25 protein-coding genes are annotated in these 25,926 nt (G+C 42.2%); 14 read left to right on the top strand and 11 right to left on the bottom strand.

Annotated elements, in window-relative coordinates; all coding sequences use genetic code 11:
- Positions 1-50: 50 nt before the first annotated feature.
- Complete coding sequence (locus E0E36_RS14730; RefSeq protein ID WP_130856565.1) at positions 51-1,505, bottom strand: RtcB family protein; 1,455 nt, start codon at positions 1,503-1,505, stop codon at positions 51-53.
- Positions 1,506-1,683: 178 nt separating this feature from the next.
- Between E0E36_RS14730 and E0E36_RS14725 the strand changes: the two genes are divergently transcribed.
- From E0E36_RS14725 to E0E36_RS14700, 6 genes are all read left to right on the top strand, one after another.
- The gene (locus E0E36_RS14725) at positions 1,684-2,706 is read left to right on the top strand and encodes a helix-turn-helix transcriptional regulator (RefSeq protein WP_013668230.1); all 1,023 of its coding nucleotides are present in this window, start codon (positions 1,684-1,686) and stop codon (positions 2,704-2,706) included.
- A 60-nt stretch (positions 2,707-2,766) separates the two neighbouring features.
- Positions 2,767-3,231, top strand: a complete 465-nt coding sequence (locus E0E36_RS14720) for a hypothetical protein (protein WP_130856564.1) — start codon at positions 2,767-2,769, stop codon at positions 3,229-3,231.
- A 127-nt stretch (positions 3,232-3,358) separates the two neighbouring features.
- On the top strand, positions 3,359-3,733 hold the full coding sequence (locus E0E36_RS14715) for a hypothetical protein (protein WP_013668232.1): 375 nt from the start codon (positions 3,359-3,361) through the stop codon (positions 3,731-3,733).
- A gap of 165 nt (positions 3,734-3,898) precedes the next feature.
- Positions 3,899-4,777, top strand: a complete 879-nt coding sequence (locus E0E36_RS14710) for an MbnP family protein (RefSeq protein ID WP_013668233.1) — start codon at positions 3,899-3,901, stop codon at positions 4,775-4,777.
- A 7-nt stretch (positions 4,778-4,784) separates the two neighbouring features.
- On the top strand, positions 4,785-5,852 hold the full coding sequence (locus E0E36_RS14705; protein ID WP_130856563.1) for a cytochrome-c peroxidase: 1,068 nt from the start codon (positions 4,785-4,787) through the stop codon (positions 5,850-5,852).
- A gap of 6 nt (positions 5,853-5,858) precedes the next feature.
- Positions 5,859-6,791, top strand: a complete 933-nt coding sequence (locus E0E36_RS14700; protein ID WP_130856562.1) for a transporter — start codon at positions 5,859-5,861, stop codon at positions 6,789-6,791.
- Positions 6,792-6,966: 175 nt separating this feature from the next.
- Here E0E36_RS14700 and E0E36_RS14695 read toward each other — a convergent pair whose 3' ends face one another.
- Positions 6,967-7,413, bottom strand: coding sequence for a DUF1572 family protein (locus E0E36_RS14695; RefSeq protein ID WP_130856561.1), 447 nt, complete (start codon positions 7,411-7,413; stop codon positions 6,967-6,969).
- 199 nt (positions 7,414-7,612) lie between these two features.
- Here E0E36_RS14695 and E0E36_RS14690 point away from each other — a divergent pair, with 199 nt between their 5' ends.
- Both E0E36_RS14690 and E0E36_RS14685 read left to right on the top strand, forming a co-directional pair.
- Entirely contained in the window at positions 7,613-8,296 is a 684-nt protein-coding gene (locus tag E0E36_RS14690) for an RNA polymerase sigma factor (RefSeq protein ID WP_130856560.1), read from the top strand.
- Positions 8,297-8,333: 37 nt separating this feature from the next.
- Positions 8,334-8,720, top strand: a complete 387-nt coding sequence (locus tag E0E36_RS14685) for a VOC family protein (protein WP_013668238.1) — start codon at positions 8,334-8,336, stop codon at positions 8,718-8,720.
- A gap of 122 nt (positions 8,721-8,842) precedes the next feature.
- Here the strand turns inward: E0E36_RS14685 and E0E36_RS14680 are convergent, their stop codons facing one another.
- Complete coding sequence (locus E0E36_RS14680) at positions 8,843-9,820, bottom strand: GlxA family transcriptional regulator (RefSeq protein WP_013668239.1); 978 nt, start codon at positions 9,818-9,820, stop codon at positions 8,843-8,845.
- A gap of 145 nt (positions 9,821-9,965) precedes the next feature.
- On the opposite strand from E0E36_RS14680, the gene E0E36_RS14675 reads away from it, so the two are divergent.
- From E0E36_RS14675 to E0E36_RS14660, 4 genes are read left to right on the top strand one after another with little or no spacing between them, the layout of a single operon-like run.
- The gene (locus E0E36_RS14675) at positions 9,966-10,388 is read left to right on the top strand and encodes an SRPBCC family protein (RefSeq protein ID WP_130856559.1); all 423 of its coding nucleotides are present in this window, start codon (positions 9,966-9,968) and stop codon (positions 10,386-10,388) included.
- 12 nt (positions 10,389-10,400) lie between these two features.
- Positions 10,401-10,775, top strand: a complete 375-nt coding sequence (locus E0E36_RS14670; protein ID WP_130856558.1) for a DoxX family protein — start codon at positions 10,401-10,403, stop codon at positions 10,773-10,775.
- Positions 10,768-11,151, top strand: a complete 384-nt coding sequence (locus E0E36_RS14665) for an iron chaperone (protein WP_130856557.1) — start codon at positions 10,768-10,770, stop codon at positions 11,149-11,151. Before E0E36_RS14670 ends, E0E36_RS14665 begins: the two co-directional genes overlap by 8 nt.
- Positions 11,141-11,599, top strand: coding sequence for a VOC family protein (locus E0E36_RS14660; protein WP_242627228.1), 459 nt, complete (start codon positions 11,141-11,143; stop codon positions 11,597-11,599). The genes E0E36_RS14665 and E0E36_RS14660 overlap by 11 nt, the downstream gene beginning before the upstream one ends.
- A 1-nt stretch (position 11,600) precedes the next feature.
- Here E0E36_RS14660 and E0E36_RS14655 read toward each other — a convergent pair whose 3' ends face one another.
- The 3 genes from E0E36_RS14655 to E0E36_RS14645 form a co-directional block, all read right to left on the bottom strand.
- The gene (locus E0E36_RS14655; RefSeq protein WP_130856556.1) at positions 11,601-12,623 is read right to left on the bottom strand and encodes an LLM class flavin-dependent oxidoreductase; all 1,023 of its coding nucleotides are present in this window, start codon (positions 12,621-12,623) and stop codon (positions 11,601-11,603) included.
- Between the two features lie 120 nt (positions 12,624-12,743).
- Positions 12,744-13,463 (bottom strand): DUF3891 family protein, encoded by a 720-nt coding sequence (locus E0E36_RS14650; RefSeq protein WP_130856555.1) that lies wholly within the window; start codon positions 13,461-13,463, stop codon positions 12,744-12,746.
- 17 nt (positions 13,464-13,480) lie between these two features.
- A complete protein-coding gene (locus E0E36_RS14645) occupies positions 13,481-13,903 on the bottom strand; it encodes a tetratricopeptide repeat protein (protein ID WP_130856554.1) in 423 nt (140 codons plus the stop codon).
- A 178-nt stretch (positions 13,904-14,081) separates the two neighbouring features.
- On the opposite strand from E0E36_RS14645, the gene E0E36_RS14640 reads away from it, so the two are divergent.
- Positions 14,082-15,605, top strand: coding sequence for an FAD/NAD(P)-binding protein (locus E0E36_RS14640; RefSeq protein ID WP_130856553.1), 1,524 nt, complete (start codon positions 14,082-14,084; stop codon positions 15,603-15,605).
- Positions 15,605-16,522 carry an AEC family transporter gene (locus E0E36_RS14635; RefSeq protein WP_130856552.1) on the top strand — a complete coding sequence of 306 codons (918 nt, stop codon included), beginning with the start codon at positions 15,605-15,607 and terminating at the stop codon, positions 16,520-16,522. The genes E0E36_RS14640 and E0E36_RS14635 overlap by 1 nt, the downstream gene beginning before the upstream one ends.
- Positions 16,523-16,553: 31 nt before the next feature.
- On the opposite strand, the gene E0E36_RS14630 is transcribed toward E0E36_RS14635, so the two are convergent.
- From E0E36_RS14630 to E0E36_RS14610, 5 genes are all read right to left on the bottom strand, one after another.
- Positions 16,554-18,074, bottom strand: coding sequence for a sulfatase family protein (locus E0E36_RS14630; RefSeq protein WP_130856551.1), 1,521 nt, complete (start codon positions 18,072-18,074; stop codon positions 16,554-16,556).
- Positions 18,075-18,181: 107 nt separating this feature from the next.
- Positions 18,182-19,228, bottom strand: coding sequence for a family 43 glycosylhydrolase (locus E0E36_RS14625; RefSeq protein ID WP_242627227.1), 1,047 nt, complete (start codon positions 19,226-19,228; stop codon positions 18,182-18,184).
- Between the two features lie 138 nt (positions 19,229-19,366).
- A complete protein-coding gene (locus E0E36_RS14620) occupies positions 19,367-20,839 on the bottom strand; it encodes a RagB/SusD family nutrient uptake outer membrane protein (RefSeq protein ID WP_242627225.1) in 1,473 nt (490 codons plus the stop codon).
- A gap of 45 nt (positions 20,840-20,884) precedes the next feature.
- Positions 20,885-23,980 (bottom strand): SusC/RagA family TonB-linked outer membrane protein, encoded by a 3,096-nt coding sequence (locus tag E0E36_RS14615; RefSeq protein ID WP_130856548.1) that lies wholly within the window; start codon positions 23,978-23,980, stop codon positions 20,885-20,887.
- A gap of 144 nt (positions 23,981-24,124) precedes the next feature.
- Positions 24,125-25,795, bottom strand: a complete 1,671-nt coding sequence (locus tag E0E36_RS14610) for an arylsulfatase (protein ID WP_130856547.1) — start codon at positions 25,793-25,795, stop codon at positions 24,125-24,127.
- Between the last annotated feature and the right edge of the window lie 131 nt (positions 25,796-25,926).

Genomic DNA, 25,926 nt, shown 5'->3' with positions numbered 1-25,926 from the left:
CAAATTAGTAACTGGTCTACACACTATCATCATTTGGTAGAACAACTTCCTTAATCCTCCGGTTTCTCGCGTGCATCTGCCATTCTGACTATTCTTGGCTCAAATTTAGCCAACACGTCAACCAGATCATGTTGAGCGGCCATTACCGCATGGATATTCTTATATGCCATAGGTGCTTCGTCGAGATCGCTTCCGAGCAAGGTGATGCGTTTGTCAACTAAGTCAGCAGCAACGACCGCTCTATCCAACGTTTTGAAAGCTGCGCTACGACTCATGGCCCTGCCCGCGCCGTGACTGGCCGAGTTGATGCTTGGCGTATGACCTTTACCGCGTACTAAAAAGCCGGGCGCACTCATACTACCTGGAATAATTCCCAACACACCCTCACCTGCCGGCGTAGCACCTTTACGGTGTACCATTACTTCAGTACCATCAGCCAGTTGCTCTTTCCAGGCAAAGTTGTGATGGTTCTCGATCATCATGATGGGTCTAAGTCCTAAGGCTCGTGCTATTTTGTTATGGATTTCATGATGGTTGGCACTGGCATATTCCCCTGCCAAGTTCATGGCTATCCAGTATTCCTGTCCTTCGTCTTTATCCAGATCAAGCCATGCTAAATGTTTAGCCTCGCCCGGAAGTTTGGTTTTAGTCATCGCTATCCTACTGTAATGATCTGCAATTGCACCTCCAAAGCCCCGAGAGCCGGAGTGCGAAAGCAGCGCTAAATACTTACCCGCCGGTATATCATTCAAGGCACCTTCGCCTAAGGTTAGTTCACCCCATTCTACAAAATGGTTACCGGTTCCACTGGTTCCTAATTGAGCGTACGCCTTATCCTTTAAACTGCGGATTATCTTGGTCTCTCCCCAGGTTTTACTATCGAATAAGGAGCTGTCAAAATATGATTTGGTAGTACAGCCCATACCAAAATAGGTGTGATCAACTAACAGATTCTTTAATTTATCGGTTTCGGTATCGAGTGTCTCAGCAGGTAGGTCAAATATACTTAAACACATACGGCATGCAATATCGACACCCACAGCAAATGGAATAATCGTGTTGGCCGTAGTGGCCAACACTCCGCCAATGGGAAGCCCATAACCTTGATGAGCATCCGGCATTAAGGCACCGGCGACCGCAATCGGTAATTGTACCGCTGTCCGCATTTGTGATAAGGCTCCTACTTCAATCTGTTCCAAGCCCCATACCGGGAAGTCAACTATTTCTTCTTTCAGTTTAAAGTTGCTACGTTCTTGTTTAACAAACTTACCCTCTTTTCGCAAAGCAATCACATCTTCTGCCAGGTTTTTGAATTTACCACCTTTCTTTAATGTATATGGCATAGGATCATCAATTAAAGCTTCTAGATTAGCCAGTATTTCGGGTTTATTCATTACGTTATGCTTTAACAAACCATTGGCTACGCGGCTAAAATTGACTAGTACTTCCACAGCATTGATCCCTAATGCCTTTAACTCGTTGTTGCTTATCTTTTCCTTTTCCATATCTATTAATTTTATTGTATGCTTAAAGTCTCTAAACTAATCTCGCTTTTCCGGTTTGGAAACGGAGTTTCATCAAATGTCTCTGCTTTTGATAATACAAAGAGAAATAACAAGTACGCAACCTATTTGCGCAGTAAAGAAATATTATATAAATTCATTCAAAATATTTGCTGATACTATGCCGATTAACCGCAACGCCCTGATTCGCTACCGCACGATCGACCAATGTCTCCAAAATCGTTTTAAAAAGTGGACACTTGAAGACTTGATTGAAGCTTGTAGCGATGCCATTTATGAATACCATGGAATCGATACGGGCGTAAGTCGTCGTACCGTGCAGGCGGATATAGCCATGATGCGCAGTAACAAGTTAGGTTACGAAGCACCTATTGTAGTGGTTGATAAGAAATATTACACCTACAGCGACAAGAATTATAGTATTACCAGTATCCCGCTGAATCAACAGGACATGGAAGTGTTGAGTGAAGTGTCCGGATTATTAAAACAATTTAAGGGCTTGAACCATTTTACCGATCTGAACGAACTGGTAAGTAAATTGGAAGACAAGATTTATTCGCAAAAAACGCAAAGTACGCCTGTAATTGATTTTGAAAAGAACGATGACCTGAAGGGTCTGGAATGGCTAGAGGTAATACGTAAAGCGATTGCAGCCAAGAAAACCATCTGTATTACCTATCAATCCTTTAAAGCCCGGGAGGCTAGTAGCTTCTGCTTCAGTGGGTACCTATTGAAAGAATATCGCAACCGCTGGTTTGTATTGGGCATGCCGCATAAACGGAATGCGCACATTATGAACTTGGCTCTGGATCGGATACAAGCCGTGGAAGAACGCGAAGAACCGTATAGGGAAAATAGAACATTGGATCTGGCAACCTATTATGATAACTGTATTGGTGTAACGAAAACACCCGACCAACGGGAGTGCGAAGTAGTTTTTTGGATCGATGCAGATAATGCACCTTATGTTATAACTAAACCCTTGCATCACACGCAAAAACTATTAAGCGACCAAGATAACGGTAAGATCTTTAGTATCAAGGTAATTTTAAATTTTGAGCTCGAGCGGGAATTATTGGGTTTTGGCGCTAAAATAAAGGTATTAGGACCGAAAATCTTGGTAAAACAGATAAAGCAGCAACTAGTAAAAGCATTAGAGCGATATGGGGTAAAGGAAACTTAAGACGAAATCAAATCCTTATGCATTATACACGTTTCACTTAACTCCTATAAAAATAATTGATTGCATAATTTGATAAAATTGGTATTTGATTATGCCAAATGGCCGCAAACTCTTATATTCGTAGCATTTAAAATAAAAGACTCTGTTATTTTGAAACGTCTGGCCATTATATTTTTAATTCCAATTGTGCTATTGCAAAGCTGCGCCGGACTATTCATCATGACTGCATTTTATGCCAACCGATCCTATATAGCTAATAATCTGTGTGAGAATAGAAACACCGCTATGGCTCCGTCTTGTGCGGGGACATGTCTTTTGATGAAAAAGCTGAAGAAAGAACGCGAACGGGAAAACAAAAACCCTGAGCTAAAATTAAAGGATTTTCAGGTGCTTGCAGCTCCGATTGATTTCAGAACAGTGAAACATCCTGTCACCACCGTCAAAAAGGAGACCTTCATCTATGGGGGAAATCTGCTATACCAGCCCCCCGTGCTGGGGTCCATCTTCCACCCTCCTCTCAGCTAAACAATTTTTCTTTTATTCGTCCATGTATAAAGACAACCATCCTTTACATGGCTGCGTAGCTTTTTGTTTATTTATATTTTTTCGTCAGCTGCAATTCGGCTGATCGAAATCGCTTTACACACTGGAAATGGTCAGAAAAACACTGGTCTATCTGTTATTATTTACATTGACATTTCAATGTCTTGGAAGTCTTGGTGTATTGACTTGGTTTCAGGTTAACAGAAATTATATTATCCGGGCTCTATGTGAAAATCGGGATAAACCTGAGATGCAGTGTAACGGACAGTGTGTCCTGATGAAAAAACTGAAGAAATTGGAAGAGTCTGAAAAAGGTTCGCGGAGTGCCGCTACCTCTAAGGCGGAAGTTACGATGGTGGTTTCAGAGATGCTCCATTTGCAAAGTCCATTTCCGGTACATCTATCGGAGAACCATCCGTCCTACGGCATCCTCTATAGATATCTCTATACAAACAAGCCATTTTTACCTCCTAAAATAATCTAACATTCCTCAATTTATATTTTTCGAAAGCATTATGTAGGTTATACCGGTTGTACAAGCCTATTGCCTGCACGTGGATAATTCATGCCTATTTACGTTGGCATTGAACTCCTATGCCTATACGCTATTGAAAGAATCGATTTTTAACAAAAAACTTAATAATAGAAAATGACAAACTTAATAAAATGGAAAATGATGGCATGGATAGGCTTATTCATGCTAACTGTAGTCAGTTGTAAGAAGGTGGAATCTCCGGATATCGATAGCACGAAAACGGGTGACTTTTCGATCGAGTTCGATAACCTAGTGGGCGATTACGGATTACAATTCAACAATACCAATAAACCGTATATAAACGCCAAAGGTGAAGCCTTCACTGTATCCCGTGTACAATATTATATTAGTAATATTAAGGTAAAAAAGGCGGATGGATCGGAATATGCCGTGCCTCAGGATCCGGTTGAAGAAAGTTATTTTTTGGTATATGGTGATAATCGTGGCTCCCGTTTTGCAAAAGTGAAAGTTCCCGAAGGGGATTATACTCAGGTTTCTTTTGTATTAGGCGTGGATAGTGCGCGCAGTACCATGGGGCTTGATGCACGCACAGGCGTACTTGACCCGACCACAGGTGACCACGAAACGCAGGGCATGTACTGGGGGTGGAACAGTGGCTATATTTTCTTCAAGTTTGAAGGCAATTCGCCGGTAATATCAGATGATCAACAGGGCGACCCAACAGGACGGAAGCAGTTTAAGTATCATATCGGTGGCTTCGGCGGATACAATGCGCCTACCTTGAATAATATCAAGACAATTACGATAGACTTAACAAAAGCAGGTGTTGCGCAGGTAAGGGCTGGCTACCGCAGCAATGTACATCTTTTTGTTGATCTGATGAAAGTGTTTAACGGCACACATACTTTCAGCATCGCTGAACACCCTAATGTTATGTTCAGCGAATACAGCCAATACATCGCCGATAACTTTCTGGATATGTTTACGCATGATCATACTGAAAATGGTGTAACCAGTGAGGATCAATTATAATAAAGCCATGAAAAAATGGATTGTTTTAATCGGGCTGGTAATTGTTGCATATGCCTGTAAAAAAGCGAATGAAACCTTGCCAGACCTTGACGAATTATTTCCCGGTTTTTTAAAACCGGGACATTTTCCCGAACCTGTTTACAAATTCACCGAAAACGAAGTAACGGAGGCTGGTTTTGAATTAGGTAAGCGCCTGTTCCATGAACCACGTCTATCTCGCAACAATACGATTTCCTGTGCCAGCTGCCATATTCAATCGGCCAATTTTACCCACCACGGACACGATGTTAGTCACGGGATTGACGATCAATTGGGTATCCGTAATCCCATGCCTATCATGAATCTCGCTTGGAACAAAGCGTTTTTTTGGGATGGTGGGGTGTTTAATCTCGACCTCCTTTCCATTGTTCCTATTGAAAACCCGGTTGAGATGGGTGAAAGGGTGCCGAACGTACTAGTAAAGCTGAGAACGCACCCGGATTATCCTACACTTTTTGAAAAGGCCTTTGGAAGCAGAGAGATCACTTCGGCGAAAATGTCTAAAGCATTGTCTCAGTTTATGCTAATGGCAGTTAGTGATAACAGCAAATACGATCAGGTGATCCGCGGGGAAAAGGGTATCTCTTTTACTGAGTCGGAACAGCGTGGCTACCTATTTTTCCAGAACAATTGTTCTCGCTGCCATAGCGAACCGCTGTTTACTGATGGCGATTTTCATGACAATGGACTGGGACGAAATCCAGCAGGTGACGAGGGGCGCTATGCCGTAACCTTGAACCCTACAGATAAACTAAAATTCAAGGTACCCAGCTTGCGTAATTTAAAATGGTCGGCTCCCTATATGCATGATGGCAGTATTTATACATTGAGCGGTGTACTGGACCATTACCGGAAATTTATGCAGCATACGGAAAATCTGGACATGGGTTTCCGGCACATGGACGGAACACGAGGGGTTGCTATGACAGATGTCGAGAAGGAGGATTTATTGAATTTCCTTAACACATTGAATGATGAAACTTTTGTAAAAAAACAACTGCTATCGGAACCGGGCGGTGGCTTTGTTATCAATTAAAGAAAAATGAGAGAACTACTTTTGATTTGTATTATGGTTTTATGTTATGCTTCCGCAAAAGCTTGTGACATCTGTGGCTGTGGTGTCGGAAGCTACTATCTGGGCATTTTGCCTGACTTTAATAAACGCTTTATTGGCTTGCGGTATCAATACAATACCATGCAAACGCATCTTGGCCCCGAGGGCCGGCATACACCACTCACTGCGGATGAAACATATCAGATAGTGGAGCTATGGGGCGCTTACAACTTTGGTGATCGGGTCAGGGTGATGGCTTTTCTACCGTTCAATTTCAACCAACGTCGGGTTAATGCCATGGAAGAGTCCGGTGAAAAGAGCGGATTGGGCGATATTGCGGCAATGGCCTATTATCGTATCTTTGAAGGGGGTAACACCACCACCAAATTCAAGCTGTTCAACCACTCCCTATGGGCGGGCGCAGGCGTGAAAGTGCCCAGTGGCGAATATGATAACTCCGAACGTGCAAGCGTCTCCGCCGATTCGCCCAATAATTTCCAATTGGGAACAGGCAGCACAGACTTCACGTTCAACGTAACTTACGACGCGCGTCTGATGGACATGGGATTTAACCTGAACTTATTATATAAATTCAATACCGAGAATCAATACGAATATCGCTATGGAAATAAATTCACCTGTAATGCGCTTTTTTACTACAAAATCTTAATCGATCAAAAGCTTAGAATTGCGCCGAATATAGGAATACGTTACGAAAAAGCGGAACAGGATGTATCTTATAGACGCTTTTATATAAACCAGTCGGGAGGAAACCTTACCTCGGCCATTGCAGGGCTTGAGTTAAACATTGGCAGATACGCTCTCGGTGTTAATTATCAGCTACCGGTTGATCAGCACTTGGCAGATAAGCGCGTTCACGCGGGGAACAGATTAATGACTCACCTTTCTGTCTCTTTTTAAGCAACAAGGAAAATGAGGCAATTAAATAAAATCCAAAGGTTCAGTCCTAATGGTCGCCTGCTATTGATCATCCATTTGTTCGCCATGCGCCTACATGAGGAAATCTATTGATTGTAAAAATAGACACGGCTTCATTCATGATTATAAAAAACTGTTTGCCGGATAATTAAGTGAATCAATTATCCAGCAAACGTCTGTGATAATTGATTTGCCCGAGGTGATATGAAAGATGCATAGCAAGATGTGTTAAGAAATAACCATTCGTAACTTTCTGATCCAATACATCTTGTGGATATTCTGCTGTCAGTTGCTCATCACTTAATTTACTGAAAGCAATTTCTATCACCGATATGGTTTCATCAATGCGCCTGATCAGTTCGGATCTTGGCACATCCTTAGCGGAAAACTCAAGTGGGCGATTCCGAACATAGCCCGTTTGCGCAAATTCGGCACCTATGTAGGTATTTAAATTGCCTATGAGGTGCAAGCATAGATTACCGGCGGTATTAGCGATCTGCTTTTCAACATGCCATATTCTTTGCTCGTTTTGGTATAAGGTTATTTCTGTTTTCAACTTGCCGAGGTCGCGCAAGAACAATTGTTTCAATACAGTTACCATCATTGATATTTGAATGGGCAAGGTAATAATTTATAACAATTAAAAAAACCAGCGATAAGTCAAAAAAGGCAATCACCGAAAAATCGGAGGCTGGTTTAGAAATTCATTCTAAATCTGCAATACAAGAAGAAAATCAAAAGCACCGCTAGTAAGGACGGTTTTTGTTTGTTATTTTCGTTTACGTAATCAAAACTTACAATATATGACCTTTAGGCCGCGCGATCAGAACCAACCCCCGATTGAAGAAATGTATCAAATTGCGAAACAATACTCTCGTCGGCCGGAAGAAGTGGATGATTTGGTACAAGACCTGCTTCTTGAAGCGGTTAGAACGGGAAAGGATTTCCTGGACACTCGTTTTATGGCTTGGGGAAGAGGTTTTTTACGTAACCATGCCGCTTTCATTGCCCGTACAGAAGGCCGGCGTAGAAAGCGGGAAGAAGGGTATCAGGGGGATGATCCGAACCGTACTGATACTGATATAGGTAGACTTCCGGAAAACTTTATTGTTCCGCTCCGCCCATCCCTCCGAATACTGGCACGACTAATCAACGGCGGCCTGAGCAAAAAGGAAATTTTATATCTACTGGACATTCCGGATACCGCCCTGCGCCAGCGATTAACCGCCTTACGAAGAGAATGGAAAACTTATGCCACCGTAGGTTTTGAATCGGAAGGACCTGAAATTTTAACGCATACTCTACCTAGCGGATTAATGCGCCAATCTCTTTTACAAACATTCAAGCATGCCAACGATATAAAGCAGCAATTAATCGGGCGAGTTATTGGCAGCCACGACCCTGATGGACATTTATTTAGAATATATTCTTCTCCTGCTCACAAAAAAGAATTTCCCGGCAACAATGACCATGATAAATCGGGTTAAGATCCTGGACAATATTTAAAACTTTAAAAAAATCAACATGGGAGTAAAACTTAAAAAAGGTATCGCAGTTCTTTTCAACGTGAGCGATATCAGTCGTACCGAACGTTTTTACAGAGAAATTTTGGGAATCGAAGTGGAACGCCAACCTGGAGGCGATGAACCGGATTGGCTACTGGCTACGATAGGTAATGGTGTCGAACTACTTTTTTTTGAAGGAAAAGAAGAAATCGGCCGTTCGCCGATCGTAGTGTTCGAACTGGAAGAGGGTTACATTGAAACGGTGGTGGAAAATCTGGCTAAAGAGGGCGTAGAAGTGGTTACGCCGGTAACGGAAGCTCCGGGTGGTTGGAGCGCCGATTTCTCGGATCCTGACGGTCATCCGCTCGCATTTTACCAGTCTGGGGACTTGCCCTTAAGAAAATAGCAGGCCATGCCAAATTAGTACTCTTATGAAAAGCCCGACAGACTTCGGTATGTTTCGGGCTTTTTTCCCTTAACTTTCGAATGAATGTCTGCGAGACAGCTTTCTCCTACTTGTTGTAACCGTTACACCTCGTTCGTAACCCTTGCAAACTTATTTCTATACTCAATGGGCGTAAGGCCAGTAATCTTTTTAAATATGTCTCTAAATGCCTTTGTATCCGTATAGCCTACATCAAACATGGTTTCTGTCACATTTTTTCGTGATGCTTCGAAGAATTTTTTTGCAGCTTCTATTCTTACTCGTTGTATGTACTCAACAGGGGTATTGTTGGTTGCATCTTTAAATTTTCTTTCAAAAGTTCTACGACTTGTATTGATTAGGTTTGCCAGCGTTTCAATGGTTATTTTATTTTGATAATGTTTCTCGATATAATCTTGCACTTTTTTAATATCATCATCACCATGATTCCGTTGACCTTTAAATATTGCAAACTGAGATTGACTATCTCTCCCTATATCTAAAGCAAAATATTTTGAAATCATGATGGCTGTTTCTCTGTCGGCGAACTTTTCAACCAGATATAATATTAAATTCCACAAGCTGCTTGCTCCGCCGCTACTGTATATGTTGTCATGTTCGGTTATTATCGCACCATCCTCTACCTCCACTTCGGGATATCTTTCTTTAAATTCGTTGATATAAGCCCAATGTGTGGAGCATTTTTTCCCATTGAGTAAACCCGTTTCTGCTAAAAGAAATGCACCGATACATAAGCTGGCAATACTCGAACCTTTTTCATGCAATTTTTTAAAATAAGGTATTGCTTCTGCGTTGGCTTGTACGCCCTTGGCAGTGTCACCATAGGCAGGCGGGATGATAAGTAGGTCCGTTTTCGACACATCTTTGAGCAATCTATTGGTTTTGATTGTGTATTCGCCGTTATTGGCAGGTACATATTCTTTTAAACCTACATATTCAACCTCGAAGATCGGCTTTTTACCAAAAGTGTTTAAAAACTCATTAGCAGTATTAAAGGTTCTAAATGGTGGTGTAACCGCTTCAATTACGCCATACTCCGGTACAAAAACAGAAACTTGCATAAATTAAATCCTTACTATTAAGTCGCAAGATAAAAAAAAGTTTGTCACAATTCACCCCTAAAGTTGTCATTTTCACAACAGCCATAACTCGCTAAGCCGTTGTAATTTTGGATTATAAGATTTTAACAAATAAAAATTAAAAACAATGACACAAGCATCAAAAATTACGGTAGAAGCAACAGCAAATGCTCCCTTGGAAAAAGTTTGGAAAGCATGGAATACACCAAATGATATTATGCAATGGAACACTCCTGATCCAAGTTGGCATTGTCCAAGCAGTGAAAACGACTTGAGAACCGGTGGTAAATTCAAGAATAGAATGGAGGCTAAAGATGGCAGCTTCGGATTTGACTTCGAGGGTGTTTATGACAAAGTGGAACTACACAAGGAAATTACTTATACCATGGCTGATGGAAGAAGAGCCACTACACTGTTTACCGAGCAAAATGGTAAAACGAATATTGAAACTATGTTTGATCCTGAAACGGAAAATGATCCCGAATTTCAGAAACAGGGATGGCAGGCTATCTTGGACAATTTTGTAAAATATGTTGAATCGATCCATTAATTCATTAGCAAAGTGAAAAAGAATAAAACAATCTTTTGGGTAGCAACCACCATCATCATACTTTGGGAAGGTGTAATGCCCCTTGGCACCCTACTATTTGCGCCGCAATATGTAAACGCGGGTACAAAACCGTTGGGTTATCCCGATTACTTTGCCTATACGCTTATTATCTGCAAAGCACTGGGAGTGTTGGCGATTTCTCTCCCCAAAACACCGAACAAGCTAAAGGAATGGGCCTATGCAGGGCTTACCTTTAATTTGGTTTTCGCATTCATTAGCCACGCATGTGTAGATAAAAACATTGGTTTTATGTTAATGCCATTGGTGGTACTGGCTATTCTAGCAGTTTCTTACATTTATAACAACAAAATCCATGCAAATGGCTAAGACCAATTATCAAACTATTGATGAGTATCATCAGGATTTTAGCGGTGAAACCCTCGTGCGAATGCAAACCATCAGAAAAATCATTCACGAATTGGTGCCTGATGTAGCGGAAAGTATAAGCTATCAAATACCTTGTTTTAAATATAATGGTTACCTGATCTACTATTGCGCTTTCCCGAAACACATCACCTTGTCGAATCCCTACAGCGAAGTATTTTGGGAACATTTCAAGGCTGATCTCAAAGGGTATAAAACCAGTAAAGCGGCCATTCAGATTCCAATGGATAAACCACTACCCGAAGCATTGATTAGAAAAATCGTATCATTCCGAAAAAAAGAGAATGAGGAAAGGGTGAAGGATAAAAATGGCAAGTAATATGATTTCGCAACGTAAGCTAACGAAGGCAAGCCCCGAGAAGGTGTTTCAGGAATTTGCTACTGGCAAATTAGTGTCGGCCATTTTCATTACCTTTTCGGGTAATTGCAGAAAGGCCCTCACTTTTTATCAAACCTGCTTTGGTGGCAGATTACAATTTGAAACCTTTGAAAAAGAATTACAAGGATATACAGAAATACCGGTAGTTGTAGGATCGCTCGTTTCCGACAACATCATTATTTACGGCTCCGACTTGGTACACAACGAAGGAAGGACCATTGGAAATTATATATCTATTTTTCTACATTGCACCAACGTTTATGAAAGAAAAGCGCTGATAAAAAAATTGTTAGCAAATAAAAAGGACCGGATTATACCCGATCCTGACGATCAAAAATTAATCGAAATAACCGATGCTTTTGACGTGGGATGGGTATTGGGCATCTGACTTAGCGCCATCCCAATTCCGGCGCTACATGTTCCAATATCGCGGACAAGAGATGTACATTATAATCCACTCCCAGGGTATTGGGTATCGTTAGAAGAAGTGTATCCGCTTCTTGGATAGCTTCGTCCTGCTCCAATTCCTTGATGAGTTTATCAGGTTCGGCTGCATAACTTCGCCCGAAAATTGCACGTTTATCTTTTTCAATCATTCCAATTTTATCGTCACGACTAACTTCCTGTCCGAAGTAGTAGCGATCTTGATCGTTCATTAAGGCAAATATTGATCGGCTAACAGACACCCTTGGTTCGCGTTGGTGACCCGCCTTTTTCCAAGCTTCTTTGTACAACCGAATCTGTTCTGCTTGCTGAACATGAAAGGGTTTCCCACTTTCGTCGTATTTCAAGGTAGAGCTTTGCAGGTTCATACCATTTTCGGCGGCCCAAACGGCTGTACTGTTGGATGCAGCGCCCCACCAGATCCGCTCTCGTAAACCTTTAGCATGTGGTTCCAAGCGTAACAGTCCCGGTGGGTTCGGAAACATAGGATATGGATTGGGTTGTGCAAAACCGACACCGTCTAGCCTTTTCAAAAATTCCAGCGCTTTACGGCGTCCCATATCCGCATCAGTTTCTCCTTCTATCAATTCATAACCGAAATAGCGCCAGCCGTCGATTACTTGTTCCGGCGACCCCCTACTGATTCCCAATTGCAACCGGCCACCTGAAATAAGGTCGGCAGCACCCGCATCTTCCACCATATACGATGGGTTTTCGTAACGCATATCGATCACACCGGTGCCGATCTCTATTTTTTTTGTTTTAGCACCAATGGCTGATAGCAATGGAAAGGGCGATGCTAATTGAGCAGCAAAATGATGCACACGGAAATAGGCTCCATCCAGGCCAATCTCTTCCGCAGCTACAGCCAGATCGATGGATTGAAGCAGGGTGTCACTAGCTGTGCGAGTGCTATATGCCGGATGATTAGACCAGTGCCCGAAGGATAAAAATCCTATTTTTTTCATAAGTAACTATAGTAAAAACGATCTCAATTATTTTCGTTACTGCCAAATATACTCAAATACTGCTTGCTACCGCAAGCTCGCTTTGTTAAACGAGACATTTCCTTTACAAAAATACGCTCGTTAGATTTTAGCAAAATTAATCTTTCTAAAGTGAACGGTGCTCTCCCAAAGTGACTCTTTAAAGACAGCATCATTTTGATATTCGAGACGAGGAAGGATTCTGTATTCAAGGGTAAGCTCAAATTCGTTATCCGTAAAAGGCCAGGGATCAACACTTAATATACTACCGCTTTTGTCAAAAACATAATAACTGCGGGCTTCCGGCCCCTGACTGACTTCCAACTTTCTCCCTTCGGGGGGAATCTGATCTTGGCAAAGGATCAGTGATAGCGCATCGCACCATTGCAAAATCGCATAATGGGCTTGTACTGTATCCCTATCGATCCCAAGCTCCGCCATCCATTTATGCTGCAACGATTGTAAACTTTTACAATATTGCGCCGATTCATCGGATTCAGTTGCATACAAGAATTGAATATGAAAAGATAACAAGAGCGCAACGTATAGACTTCGGGTAAGACCTTTCTTCAATAAAGCCTCACAACGCTGAAGGTTGAAGGACTCCATTTTGAAATCTTTTGGCCCTTTAAACCGGTTGATAATCCCTTCAACCTCGAATTCATTATAGGTGTCGTCGTGTATTCCCGTCGCAAACAGCACATCCAGTTTGAAAGGATCTGCTTCTAACCATTTAAGCTGATTTAAAATGGCCGCTGCTAATCGCCCGTGATGCCTTTGGAGTACAATTTCGAATCCCCTATCGGTATAAGTTACAATCATTTTATTCGGTAATAAGTCTATTCACTTCGCTTTTTTTTTTCGGTGTCGAGTTTTCTGCGAGCCACCGCTTCTCTTTTTCTCCAAGTGTTAATATGCGGATCTTCATAGGTAGGCCTTCCTTTGTCATCCAAGAGGCCAAGTGATTTAGCAAGGCTTCGGCTAACGGTAGCAGAGCGGCGATTCGCTTTCTTCCAAGCCATCTGATCATCCCATAGATCTTTTTCATAGGCATCAATGCCCTGCTTGATAACAACGAGTTCATCCCGATATTGCTTCTGTCTTCGATAGATAATCATCAGGCGATTGTATGCTGCCGAGTGTAGTGGATCGGTTTGTATGATGCCCTTATATATCTTGACAGCGGCTGACATATCTCCTTCACGCTCTAATTCGCGGGCTTTCGTCATCTTTTCTTTTACGGACAATTTTTCTTTGGTCATTTGATATAAACATGATACTCAATCAACAAGTATCGGGCAAAGATGTTTATGTTATGATCTATGCTGGATAAAAACGTCTTTAGTTGCTGTCCCTTGCCAACTCTGTTGTTCGACACGCATATGAAGGCTTACCTTGAAGTGCTAAACAATATGGATTGGACGACGTTTATTAAGTCATATGGATCATAAGCTTAAAATGACAGTTGCCATTGTCGGATCGGGTGCCAGTGGTGTTACCTGCTTTATACAACTTGTATTAAAATATATAATAACCAAGCCGTCCAAGATACTTTCGATTATACTATTCGAAAAGAAAGGTGAATTTGGCACTGGTTTGGCCTATGGAACCGGACAAGAAGGACATTTATTAAACACAAAGGCTGGTTTAATGGGATTGTTTCCGCAAGAACGATTGCATTTTGTACGATGGATGCATGATCATAAAGACAGGATTGAGCAGGAATTCCCTCAAGTAAGTCCTCATCCCGATGCCTACCCGCCGAGAATGCTTTACGGTAAGTATGTTCAGGCCATGCTGGACGAGTATTGGCAGCTAGCCCGGCAAAAGGGCATTGAGGTGAGTAAACAGCAAGTAGAAATCGTTGATGCCGAAGTGCAGAAAGATAAGCGTGTTATATTGAGATCGGCCTCTGATCATAGCTACCCTGTAGATTATGTTATATTGGCGACAGGCACGCCTGAAGCAGCAACGTTTGAGAACCTAAAGAGCTCGGAAAGGTATATCGATTCACCTTGGCCATCAAAAAGAATTATACAAACCATTAAGGATAAATATGCGAAGATAAGTATTGTGGGTAGTAGTTTGACAGCCATTGATGCTTTGATTACTTTGGTTGCAAACGGGCATAAAGGTCCGATTACGTTTTTTTCATTGAGAGGGCTTTTGCCGCGGGTTCAATCGGCATCGGAAAAACCATTTCAGCGAAAAGTATTAACGCTATCTACTATCAAGACCCTGATCCGCGAGAATCGCCGGTCATTGCGAGTTAAGGATTTAATACGCCTATTTCGGAGTGAAGTAGAAGGTTATCTTGAACGTAAGCTGGACTGGGCGACCGAAGAACGAGTCAATAAAAATCATCTTCAATTATTAGAAGAAGACATAAGACAAGCTATGAATGGTGACAGTTTGTTTCAAAATATTCTGTATTCTTTACGGGAAGAGACTTACGCTATATGGAAATTATTACCCGTTGATCAGAAAATTTTGTTCGTTAAATGGATAAAGCCCTATTTTGACATTAACCGGCATGCGGTACCCATGGAGAATGGCATTAAGATAATGAACCTATTGAAATCAAATCAGTTGGAGGTTATCGGCAATAGCGAGGACATCAAATGGAAAGGAAATAAATTTGTATTGAAGACGGAGGACGGCCAAGTCTACAAAGCGGACTTTGTCATCAATGCCTCCGGACCGGCGAGCGTCATTCATAAGATGGAAGATCAAAAGTTGTTACAAGCTTTATTAAGCAAAAAGTATATTCAAGAGTATGGCGCCGGTGGACTGATAGTGGATCTGAATACGCTGCGGGTCAAAGACGTTTCATCAGAGGAAAGGACGCCGTTCTACGCGCTTGGGCATCTGATTACGGGATTGCAATTGGATGTAAATTCGTTATGGTTTAATGTGGAACAAGCAGATCTCCTGACGGATGATCTCATTCGTCAATTTCAATAATGGAGTTATTGCAAGAACTTCTTAACAAGGTACTACCTCTCTACGGCTTCATTCTTATTGGGTTCTTTGCTAAAAAAAGATGGCAGTTGGGCAGTAAATGGATTTCAAAAATTCTTTTATACCTTTTAATTCCCTTACTTATCATTGAAAATATGCTCCAGGCCGAGCTATCGGAAAGCGCTGTGGTTGGATCTATAATCTTTGTTCTTGCCTTGGCAATGAATATACCTGCTATTATCTGTAAACGTTTTGTAGCAAAAGATTTTAATGGTAGTCTTTTGAAAGGTAGCTTTTCCTACTATAACATTGGATGGTTTGGGATCCCGGTTGTAATGGCTCTTTTTGGTAATGAACAAATGCCATTAATTATCAGCGCGTATGTAGGCAATGTATTTTACGGTGACACCATAGGTTATTATCTGATATCGCGCACGAAAGGTCTTCCTGTGAAAGAGGCTGCGAAAAACGTTTTTCGCATACCTGCTCTGTATGCCTGTATTATCGCGGTGCTATTGAACTTGTTTAGCGTGAACTTACCTCAAAGAGCTGAACTTATTGGCGATGTGGTAGGCTGGACAGTTTCGGCTTCCGGAATGTTCATCATTGGCCTCACGCTGGCGGACATCAATTTCCAACAGATACGATTATGGAATTTTGCCAAAATATTAGGCTTGCGCTACATCTCGGGCGCGGTACTTCTGGTCCTGTTGTTATGTCTTGAAAAACAATTTATGCAAATACTTGACGATGATAAATCGAAATTAATGGGGCTGATTGCTAGTTTTCCTATTGCTGCAAACCTTGTGGTCTTCGCGTCCTTTCTGGAAACTGAAAAAAAGAATTCAGCCCTATTGGTTGGGATTTCTTCTATCATTTCACTTGTTTTGGTTCCTATATTGTGCTTGCTGCTATTTTGATTCGGCGAATAAATCAAAAACAGCCGTGATGCTAATTCTTTTTTTCCATAATCTCTTTTAACTTACCAGCCAGTTCAGCCACTTTATCAGGATATTTGCCGGCTAAATTTCGTTGTTCCCGGGGATCGTGCTTTAAATCATATAACTGCGGCTCTTGTTGCAGACCCGTTTCAACCGTTTTATTATCCAACCAATCGGGTGTTTTTTTGGAGACCGGTTCAATATACTTCCAGTTCTCCTTTCGAATAGCCATCGTAAACGATTCCTGTAACATAACGCGACGCCCTTCCTTTGACTTTCCCGTTAATGCATCAAGTAAGTTTTCGCTATCAGGTGCGATTGTCTCTCGATCGATTTTAACTCCGGTAAGGTTTGCCAAGGAAGCAAAAAAATCGATCTGATTAATGACCGCATCGCTAATTCCGGGCTGTATCTCATTTGGCCAACGAACAATCATCGGCATCCGCAATCCGCCTTCGAAGGCGCTGTACTTCCCTCCTCGGTATATACCGGCCGGCTTATGGTTGCCAATCAATTCTTCTGCATGATCGCCATAACCATCGTCAAGTACCGGCCCATTATCGCTACTGAAAATGACGAATGTGTTTTTATCGAGATTTAAATCTTTCAGCGTTTTCATAATCTCCCCCACCATGGCATCCATTTCAACAATGAGGTCTCCCCTAGGTCCCATGTTGGTAGTGCCCACGTATTTATTATTCGGCATACGTGGCACATGAATATGTGGCAGTGCATAATAGAGAAAAAAGGGCTCATTCTGATGTTGATGGATAAACGCTTTCGCCTTATCCGTAAATACGTCAGCAAAATCTTCATCTTTCCAATAAGCTTGATGCCCGCCCGTCATATAACCTATACGGCTGACTCCGTTAACAATAGTTCCGCTGTGCTGGGTGTCAGCCGCCATCTTCAGCATTTTGGGATGTTCGAGACCAATTGGATCTTTTCCTATTTTTTTATTATAATCCACCTGGATCGGATCTCGATGGTCTAAATCAACAACACGACTATTTTCTACATATACCGTAGGCACACGATCAGCCGTGGCTGGTAATAAAAAACTATAATCAAAACCTATCTCCAAGGGCCCAGGCTTTATGTCCGCATTCCAATCCGGACTTCCGTTGCCCAAACCTAAGTGCCACTTACCAACTACGCCTGCAGTATAGCCAGCCTTCTTCAACATCGACGCCAAGGTTTCACGATCGGGTTCAATAATCAGAGGTGCATCACCGGGCAAAATGGCCGCGTCGTTTCGAAAAGCATATCTTCCCGTCAGCATCGCATAACGTGACGGTGTACAGGTTGAAGCCTCGGAATAGGCATTGGTGAAACGTAAGCCTTCCGCTGCCAGTCTATCTATATGGGTTGTTTGCACTGCGCTTGCTCCATAGCAACTTAAATCACCATAGCCAAGATCGTCTGCATAAATAATAATGATATTGGGCTTTTTTACCGGCGAAGTGTTCTTTTGCTGGCAAGAGCTGAATACAATCGGGATGACAAGGGTGTAAAAGATATTTTTTATCATCTTCTTTGAATGAAAATCAATGCCTAATAGTAAAAATTCATATTCTCCAGGTTATCTTTAAACCAAGCCTGCTTTTAGCAGAAACAAATAAGCATCCTTGCTGTTCATCATTTCTCTGAATTAACGGTTGAATAGAAATCGGCTGCGGCTTTAATATCAGGTTTTAGTCGATTGTCTTCCCACTTTACAGGCACAAGAGCGGGGCGGCAGGTTTGGGAGAATTTCTTACCCATAGCGCCGCGTGGATTAAAAAAGATGGTTGACCACCAATGGCCGCTTTTATCCTGAAACAGATTATTATGTCCTCCTTCCAAAATAGCGGGGTATCGCGGTCCGTAAGGTCCGTAAATATAATCCGATTCTGCCACGACCACATCATAGCTATGTAATTGTTCACCGGGTGTTTCCTTTCTTAAATATGTATAGCGACCATTGGAAAGCGGTACAGACCATACCGTTTGTAATAACTGGTATTTGCCATGATGCTTGGTCAACCACACGCCTTCGATATAAGGTTCTTTAGCATAAGGTGTTTCTTTAAGTTGCTTAAAAGGCTCCGCGATATCACTCAGATCATTCTTCATACGAGCGATATAATGATCATGACCGACGAGATAAACCTCACCGTCCTCATCTTCGAAGGCGCTGAGGTCAATGTTATCGAAAATAGCATGCTGTTCATTTCCTTTGATATTGCGATAAGGCCCTTCCGGTTTTCCTGAAATACTCTCTAAAACGAAAGATCCCTGATTACCATTTAAACAGGCAATGAGCAACCATTTCTTCTTGCTTTTTATATAGTGTAATTCAGGCGCCCATACGGCTCGATACATTGAATCAAGGGGATCGCCGTTTAGGGATACTGATCCCTTTTTGATGGGTTTACCAACCCTCTGCCAGGTAGCGGCATTCTCGTCGAACGACCAAATTCTACCCATTGATTCCCAGTTCTTAAGGTCTGGTGAACGCCATAAATATAGACCATCATTATAGTCCCAGCAATGCACTTGTCCGGCAAACCGCCTCCCCGGGGAGGCGGTTGTTCCGGTTAAATAATAATTCCCGTCAGGTCCGAGCATCACATAAGTATCACGCATCCATACGTCTAACAATGGTTTTACGGTTGGAGGAACTGTAAGCAATGGATCTCCCACGGGTGCGCAAGGATTACTGAAAGATTGACGCTTGCTCCGGTTTTGAGCGTGACCAATGCAATAGCTTAAACATAATATAAGGAGTATGAATTTTATCCGTTTGGTTAACATAGCCGTCTTAGTGTGTTAATAAAATCTCTAATTATACCCCTTGTTCTGTACGCAAAGTTTATTCGCTTGGATTTCGGATTGTGGAATGGGGAATAGAAGTTTATCTGGCGTTGCTAAAGTAGCTGACACCCCTCTTGCTATTGCCGACGACAAGAAGGTTCCTTGTCTGATTAAATCTTCCCTCCTTTTACCTTCAGAGATAAATTCCCAGCCTCTCTCTTTAAACAGAGCTTCTCTGAAAAGTTCTTTCGTCCCTGCTTCGGTAAGTGTTAAATCGGGCAAACCGGCTCTTTTACGTATCTGATTAATAAGTGCAAATGCTTCTTCCGAGGGCCCGGATAGCTCATTCAACGCTTCTGCACGCGATAATAAAATATCTGCGTAGCGCAATACAGGCACGTCGTTTCCGCTGTTATTTCCGATGGTGCTGTTATCCCAATATTTAAAGCTTCGGGCATTGTCGTCATTGAGTATATTTACTGTTACGTTGTTATTATTTACATAACTGGTACAGATCAACGTACGCCGCTGGTCGTTTTCCGCCATACTATTTACAAAGGCGGTCCTTAAACGGTATTGGGTTGCGAAGTTAGACATAGATGCCTGGTAAACAAACTCAGGAAGTTGAGCTGTGCTTTTAAAATTTGGCGGAAGGGCTCCGGCCATAAACCAGTTTCCGAAATCTACTTCATTACGACAAGGTAATACTAATAGCATTTCGCGGTTGTTCATTCCTTCGTTTTCTACTCGAAAAAGATCTTTAAAGGCATATTGACCGATGCTATAGTAATTAAAATCAATAATGGTTTTACAAGCATCTGCCGCTTTTTGCCATTGCTTAGTATTTAAGTAAAACTTTGCCAAAATACCGCTTGCGTTTCCTTTATTGAAGCGACCAAAGGCTTCCTCCTGTCCTGGATCCGGTAGATCGGGGATCGCTGCAAGAAATTCTGATTCGATGAAGTTTTTTATTTCTTCCTCAGTTGCTCTTGCTAAATCGCCTGTTTGTTCAGTGGAAAGGCGAAGAGGTACCGGCCCAAAGAAATTATATAAAATAGCAAAAGCCTGTGCACGCAGTGCGCGCGCTTCCGCTAGAATCAATTTCTTACTTTCTTCCGAAGCATTTACCCCCTCTATATTTTCAATTACTCCATTAGCGTCGCGGATACAGCGGTAATTCGGTGCCCACATATCACCTTCAAAAGTACCTAAAGTAGGCTCCCAGCTAAAATTAATTAAGTGTAATAATTGTCCGTTTTCTGCTCCGCCCGAATTGAAAGCCATATCAGTGCATACCTCCGAATCGTTAATAATAAAGCGCGAATTCTGCTGCGTTTGTTGTTGCGCATAGGCGGAAAATAAAAGTGACTTGATACCAGCTTCTGTTGTGAGCACGTTGCCTGGTGCAAATTCAGAATTCGGCGTTACATCTAATACATCGCTACAGGACGAAAGGCTTCCCAAAAGCAACAATGTAATATATTGAGTGATTTTTTTCATCTGCATAAATTTTTCTATAAAAAATATATTTACATACTTACCAAACTAAAACTGCACATTAATCCCCGCCGTAAATGTCCTTGTAAGTGGGTATGAATTATAATCTACCCGCAGGATATCATCTCCGATTGCATTAACCGCAGGGTCTACTCCTGAATAGCTGGTAAACGTGTATAAGTTCTGTCCGTTAACAAATACCGTTGCCTTGCGAATAAATAGTTTTTCAGGTAAAGGGATCTGATAAGATAAGCGAACGGATTGTATACGTAGATAAGATGCGTCTTCTACGGTTTTATTCGTTATTTGTCTGGCACCCTGTACATCACCCGGAATAAAAGAGGGATACTCGTTACTTGGATTGGCTGCTGTCCATCGGTTAAGATATAGCTCAGCCAGTTTATTACGGCGAAAATCAACAGCATAATAAGAATCTACCAGACTACTATTGAGCATCTTAGCTCCTTTTGAGCCTTCTAAAAAAATAGATAAAGCTAGTTTTTTGTAGCGCATGTTGGCGTTAAAACCATAAAAGAAGTCTGGCAACGATTTACCTAAGATGACGCGATCATCTGCATTGATGATTTTGTTGTTATCGAAGTCCCTGTATTTCAGATCACCGGGTCTAACACCCGGTTGAGCTAGCGAAAAATCGTCCCCTTCTTGCCAAACGCCATCCACGATGTAACCATAAAACGAGCCCATTGACTCTCCCGGTTTTAATATGCTATACTGACCGATATTTCCAGGACCTGAGCCGATAAATTGTTCGACATTTCCTAAGCTCAACACCCTATTTTTTAACGTTGTAATATTAAAATTGGCATCTACCTTTAAATCCTCGCTTTCAACAATTACACCATTAACCGAAAACTCCATTCCTGTATTGCGCATACTACCCACATTTTCTGTCCGACCAGCGAAACCTGAACTTAAAGGTTGAGGAACGTTATACAGAAGGTTGGAAGTTTTTCGGTTATAATAGTCGATGCTTCCAGAAAGTTTAGAACTGAAAAAGGCAAAATCCAACCCAATGTCGACCTGATGGGCAGATTCCCATCTTAAGTACGGATTTGAGCTTCTCGTAGGGGCGATACTGGTTACTTTCTCTCCATCAAAAACGGCAACTCTTCCTGCAGCATAGGTTGAATAATAAAGGTAATTTACATTAGGTTGGTTGCCGGTAGCGCCATAACTAGCTCTAAACTTCAAGTCATCTATAAGGTTCATGTTCTTCAAAAAATCTTCTTGCTTCATTTTCCAAGCAATTGCCGCAGAAGGGAAATACCCGAAGCGATGCTCCGGACCGAACCGAGCCGAGCCGTCGGCACGTATCGATCCGGTGAACAAATATTTACCGGCATAGGAGTAGTTTACCCGTCCGAGGTAGGACAATAAAATATTTTCCTGCGCTCCGTTCCCCACCCCATTCAGCATTGCATCTCCTGATCCGATACCGAAATAGGTTAAATCCGGTAAAGCAAAATCCCGTGAATTGGCGATGAGTGAGCTAGAAGTATAACGTTCGTAAGTTGAACCGACCACTGCAGACAAATTATGCTTTCCGAAAGTTTTATTGTAGTTCAACGTACCCTCCACTAAATAATAAGTTCGTTTTCCATCACGGGCATCAGCATAACCATTATAGGAAGCGCCGGTTAGAGTAGAAGGATCAATCCAGAAATTACGCTGTGAAATATTGATATCGGCTCCTAATCTTGCCTTTGCTGATAAGGATGGAAGAATAAAATATTCAGCATAAAGGTTTCCAAAGGTACGATAGGTATCTCCTACTGAATATTGCCCATTAATTACGGCTAACGGATTATCCATTGGCGCCATTAAAGGGGAACGATAATAGGACCCATCCGAATTGTAAGGAGGTACTGTTGGATCATAATTCTGTGCCATATAAAGCGCACTGGCATTATCATTTAATCCGGTTCCGTTTGCATTGTAGTGGTCTTTGATATAGGCCGTGGCGAGGTTAATGCCTACGTTATACTTCGATGCCACACCCGTTTCCAGATTAACTCGCGCATTATAACGCTTGGTAGATGAGTTCAACATTACCCCTTCTTGATCAAAATAGCCTGCCGAAATGTGAAACTTGGTAAGCTCATTTCCACCGCTAAAAGACACATCATGACTTTGTATGGGTGCGTTTTTCAATAAGAGGTCCTGCCAATCGGTATTGTAAGTGCTCGCCTCTACGGGTTGATATACGCTGCCGTTCAACTGTCCTTCTTGAATGATGCCATTAACGGCAGAGGTATATTCTTCAGCAGTCATATAGCGTTGTGTTTTGGCAACCTGCTGTTGTCCGTAACTCGCGTCATAAGTAACCGCAATTTTCCCTGCTTTCCCCTTTTTGGTGGTAATTAACACGACGCCATTAGCTCCACGTGAGCCATAGATAGCTGTTGCAGAAGCGTCCTTTAATATTTCGATCGAGGCGATGTCTGCCGGGTTAAGAGCGTTTAGTGGTGTACGGTTATTCGGATTGTTCGTCGCTCCTCCTACACCGGCTGTGCCAATAGCAGCTGCATCATTCACGGGCATTCCGTCAATCACATATAAGGGAGCGTTATTTCCGGTGATGGAAGTGATACCACGGATTTGTACACTCATTGCTGCACCAGGCTCGCCACTTTTTTGGTAGATCTGCACGCCTGGCGTTCTTCCCTGTAAAGCTTGCTGCATATTAACATTTACACCTTTTGTCAAATCTTCTGCCTTTACGGAAGACACAGAACCGGTGAGATCACTTTTTGCCACCGCTCCGTAACCTATAACAACAATCTCGTCTAAAGCGGTACTTTCAGCTATCAGGGTTACTGACAGGTTATGTCTCCCGTTTAAGCCTAGTTCTTGTGTTTTGTAACCTACATACGTGAATTTTAAGGTTGCGTTTGTTTGGACGCCATTCAATGCAAACCGGCCCTTTTCGTCCGTCATCGTTGCCAAAGATGCCCCTTTAACGGATACACTTACACCGGACAGTGCCTGTCCTACTTGATCAGTCACTTTTCCGTTAACGCTTGTCTGTTGAGCTGCAAGTTGATGCATATGTACTAGCATCAGGCTTATCCATAGGAAGTGCTTTAGCCTATTGGTAAGCTTTTCTATTTTTAATCGATCCATAATTATTGGTTAGGTATTATCAAAGTATTTATACTCTCGTCATTTTAGTCAGAATAAATGCCTTCCTACCCACCGATAAGGTGGGATTCCATTATATTTCACCCGATACAATGATGACTCGCTATCTAGATGGCATCATGCGTCTTAAGGTTTCGGAAAAACGCTGTACCGGTTGGCTAATTCTTCCCATTTTTTCTTCATAGCTTCCATTCTTTGAGGATAAGTAGCCGACAGGTTTTGGGTTTCTGAACGATCTTTCGCTAAGTCATAAAGTTCCCATGGCGCATTGATATCTACCCGAACAATTTTCCAATCGCTCTGTCGCAGGGCAGCAGCACCGTTGTGTTCCCAGAACAATTCGTCATGAAGATGTGCTTTCTGCTTACCGGTCCACAGAGGCAATAGGCTTTTTCCCGGTGTAGGTGTGATACGATGTCCTTCAAAGGTCTCAGGGTATATTGCCCCCGCGATATCGGTACAAGTGGACATCAAATCAATAATATGTGCGGGTTCGTCGCTGATTTTATTTTGTGCCTTTATCTTATTTGGCCAATAAGCGATAAATGGCGTGGCGATTCCTCCCTCATGTTCTTTAGATTTCCAATAACGAAAGGGTGTACAGGATACGTTTGCCCACTCTGGTCCGATGCCGAAGTGTGTTGTTTGCGGGCCAGGCATTACATCCTTGTTGACAGAAAAACTGATCTTCCTACTATCTCGCGTCGTTCCTGAGCGATCGAAACCTGGGCCAAATTTAGCGGGTTGCTCGGGGCTAGCGCCATTATCTGAAAGGAAAACAATAAGCGTATTGTCAAGCTGGCCCGATTTCTGAAGCGCATCCATCATCTTGCCAATATTTTGATCCAGACGGGCTACCATTGCCGCATGAACCGCCATTGCACGCGCATCCCAAAGACTGTCAGCGTTTTTCTCCCAGCCCCTTTCTGGTGTCATAAATCTCGAAAGCTTTACTTGATTAGGCTTAATCAGTCCCAACTTCAGCATTTTTTGATAACGTTTTTCACGAATGTAGTTCCAGCCCTTTTTATATGTATTTTCGTATTTGCGGATATCACTTTCCAATGCTTGTAGTGGCCAATGGGGCGCCGTAAAGGCGACATACATAAAAAACGGCACCTCTTTTTGTGCGAATTGCCTTATATAAGAGGCCGTACTATCCCCAATAGCATTAGTGTAATAGAAATCTTTGGGAACTGACTGAATCGGCCGCGTGCCATTCACCAAGGAAAATGGGTCGAAATAGTCTACTACGCCCCAAATATTACCATAATATTTATCAAAACCTTTATGTACAGGATATGACAAAGTATCTGAAAAGTCGCGATTAGTGATCTGATGATCGAGCCAAGCCAATTGTTCCTCTTTAGTTGGTAAGGGTTCTGTTTCAGAAACATGCCATTTACCTACCATTCCTGTTTGGTAGCCGGCTCCTTTTAATACCTGAGCGATTGTGACTACATTGGGTTGTAAAAAACCTCTGTATCCAGGTTGCCCTTGATCGCTTGTCATATTCCCGATACCAGCTGTATGTGGATATTGCCCGGTTAGTAGGGAGGCCCGTGTTGGGCAACATCGACTGGCATTATAAAAACTCGTCATTCGTAAACCGTGTGAAGCGAGTCGATCCAAATTAGGCGTCTTAATTTCTCCTCCATAACAGCCTATGTCTGAGAAACCCAAATCATCTGCCATTACAATAATGATATTAGGTTTATTTTGCGCCGAGACCCCGGCTGCATAAATTAACCAAATAAACAATAAGCATAGAATTTTTGCGTGTCGAAAAAAAGCCATAAGTGTATGATTGGTTTACAAGAGCAATGTTAGACGAAAAACGCTATCATCAGTAGCACACATGTTAAATTTTATAGGACATTCGTTCAAAAACCGTATCTTAAACCCATTTAAAGCGATTTTCTATTTTT

This window comes from Olivibacter jilunii, from assembly GCF_900607235.1.
GTDB classification, from domain to species: Bacteria; Bacteroidota; Bacteroidia; order Sphingobacteriales; family Sphingobacteriaceae; genus Olivibacter; species Olivibacter oleidegradans.
This window is presented reverse-complemented; position numbering and strand designations above follow the sequence as displayed.

Excerpts from the sequence above, each read along its gene's own strand:
- E0E36_RS14725 (WP_013668230.1), top strand. The coding sequence starts at position 1,684 with ATGCCGATTAACCGCAACGCCCTGATTCGCTACCGCACGATCGACCAA.
- E0E36_RS14700 (WP_130856562.1), top strand. The coding sequence starts at position 5,859 with ATGAGAGAACTACTTTTGATTTGTATTATGGTTTTATGTTATGCTTCC.
- E0E36_RS14640 (WP_130856553.1), top strand. The coding sequence starts at position 14,082 with ATGGATCATAAGCTTAAAATGACAGTTGCCATTGTCGGATCGGGTGCC.
- E0E36_RS14610 (WP_130856547.1), bottom strand. The coding sequence starts at position 25,795 with ATGGCTTTTTTTCGACACGCAAAAATTCTATGCTTATTGTTTATTTGG.
- E0E36_RS14615 (WP_130856548.1), bottom strand. The coding sequence starts at position 23,980 with ATGGATCGATTAAAAATAGAAAAGCTTACCAATAGGCTAAAGCACTTC.
- E0E36_RS14680 (WP_013668239.1), bottom strand. The coding sequence starts at position 9,820 with ATGCAAGTTTCTGTTTTTGTACCGGAGTATGGCGTAATTGAAGCGGTT.
- E0E36_RS14620 (WP_242627225.1), bottom strand. The coding sequence starts at position 20,839 with ATGAAAAAAATCACTCAATATATTACATTGTTGCTTTTGGGAAGCCTT.
- E0E36_RS14635 (WP_130856552.1), top strand. The coding sequence starts at position 15,605 with ATGGAGTTATTGCAAGAACTTCTTAACAAGGTACTACCTCTCTACGGC.
- E0E36_RS14675 (WP_130856559.1), top strand. The coding sequence starts at position 9,966 with ATGACACAAGCATCAAAAATTACGGTAGAAGCAACAGCAAATGCTCCC.
- E0E36_RS14730 (WP_130856565.1), bottom strand. The coding sequence starts at position 1,505 with ATGGAAAAGGAAAAGATAAGCAACAACGAGTTAAAGGCATTAGGGATC.
- E0E36_RS14690 (WP_130856560.1), top strand. The coding sequence starts at position 7,613 with ATGACCTTTAGGCCGCGCGATCAGAACCAACCCCCGATTGAAGAAATG.
- E0E36_RS14715 (WP_013668232.1), top strand. The coding sequence starts at position 3,359 with ATGGTCAGAAAAACACTGGTCTATCTGTTATTATTTACATTGACATTT.
- E0E36_RS14645 (WP_130856554.1), bottom strand. The coding sequence starts at position 13,903 with ATGACCAAAGAAAAATTGTCCGTAAAAGAAAAGATGACGAAAGCCCGC.
- E0E36_RS14705 (WP_130856563.1), top strand. The coding sequence starts at position 4,785 with ATGAAAAAATGGATTGTTTTAATCGGGCTGGTAATTGTTGCATATGCC.
- E0E36_RS14710 (WP_013668233.1), top strand. The coding sequence starts at position 3,899 with ATGACAAACTTAATAAAATGGAAAATGATGGCATGGATAGGCTTATTC.
- E0E36_RS14660 (WP_242627228.1), top strand. The coding sequence starts at position 11,141 with ATGGCAAGTAATATGATTTCGCAACGTAAGCTAACGAAGGCAAGCCCC.
- E0E36_RS14685 (WP_013668238.1), top strand. The coding sequence starts at position 8,334 with ATGGGAGTAAAACTTAAAAAAGGTATCGCAGTTCTTTTCAACGTGAGC.
- E0E36_RS14655 (WP_130856556.1), bottom strand. The coding sequence starts at position 12,623 with ATGAAAAAAATAGGATTTTTATCCTTCGGGCACTGGTCTAATCATCCG.
- E0E36_RS14630 (WP_130856551.1), bottom strand. The coding sequence starts at position 18,074 with ATGATAAAAAATATCTTTTACACCCTTGTCATCCCGATTGTATTCAGC.
- E0E36_RS14650 (WP_130856555.1), bottom strand. The coding sequence starts at position 13,463 with ATGATTGTAACTTATACCGATAGGGGATTCGAAATTGTACTCCAAAGG.
- E0E36_RS14695 (WP_130856561.1), bottom strand. The coding sequence starts at position 7,413 with ATGATGGTAACTGTATTGAAACAATTGTTCTTGCGCGACCTCGGCAAG.
- E0E36_RS14665 (WP_130856557.1), top strand. The coding sequence starts at position 10,768 with ATGGCTAAGACCAATTATCAAACTATTGATGAGTATCATCAGGATTTT.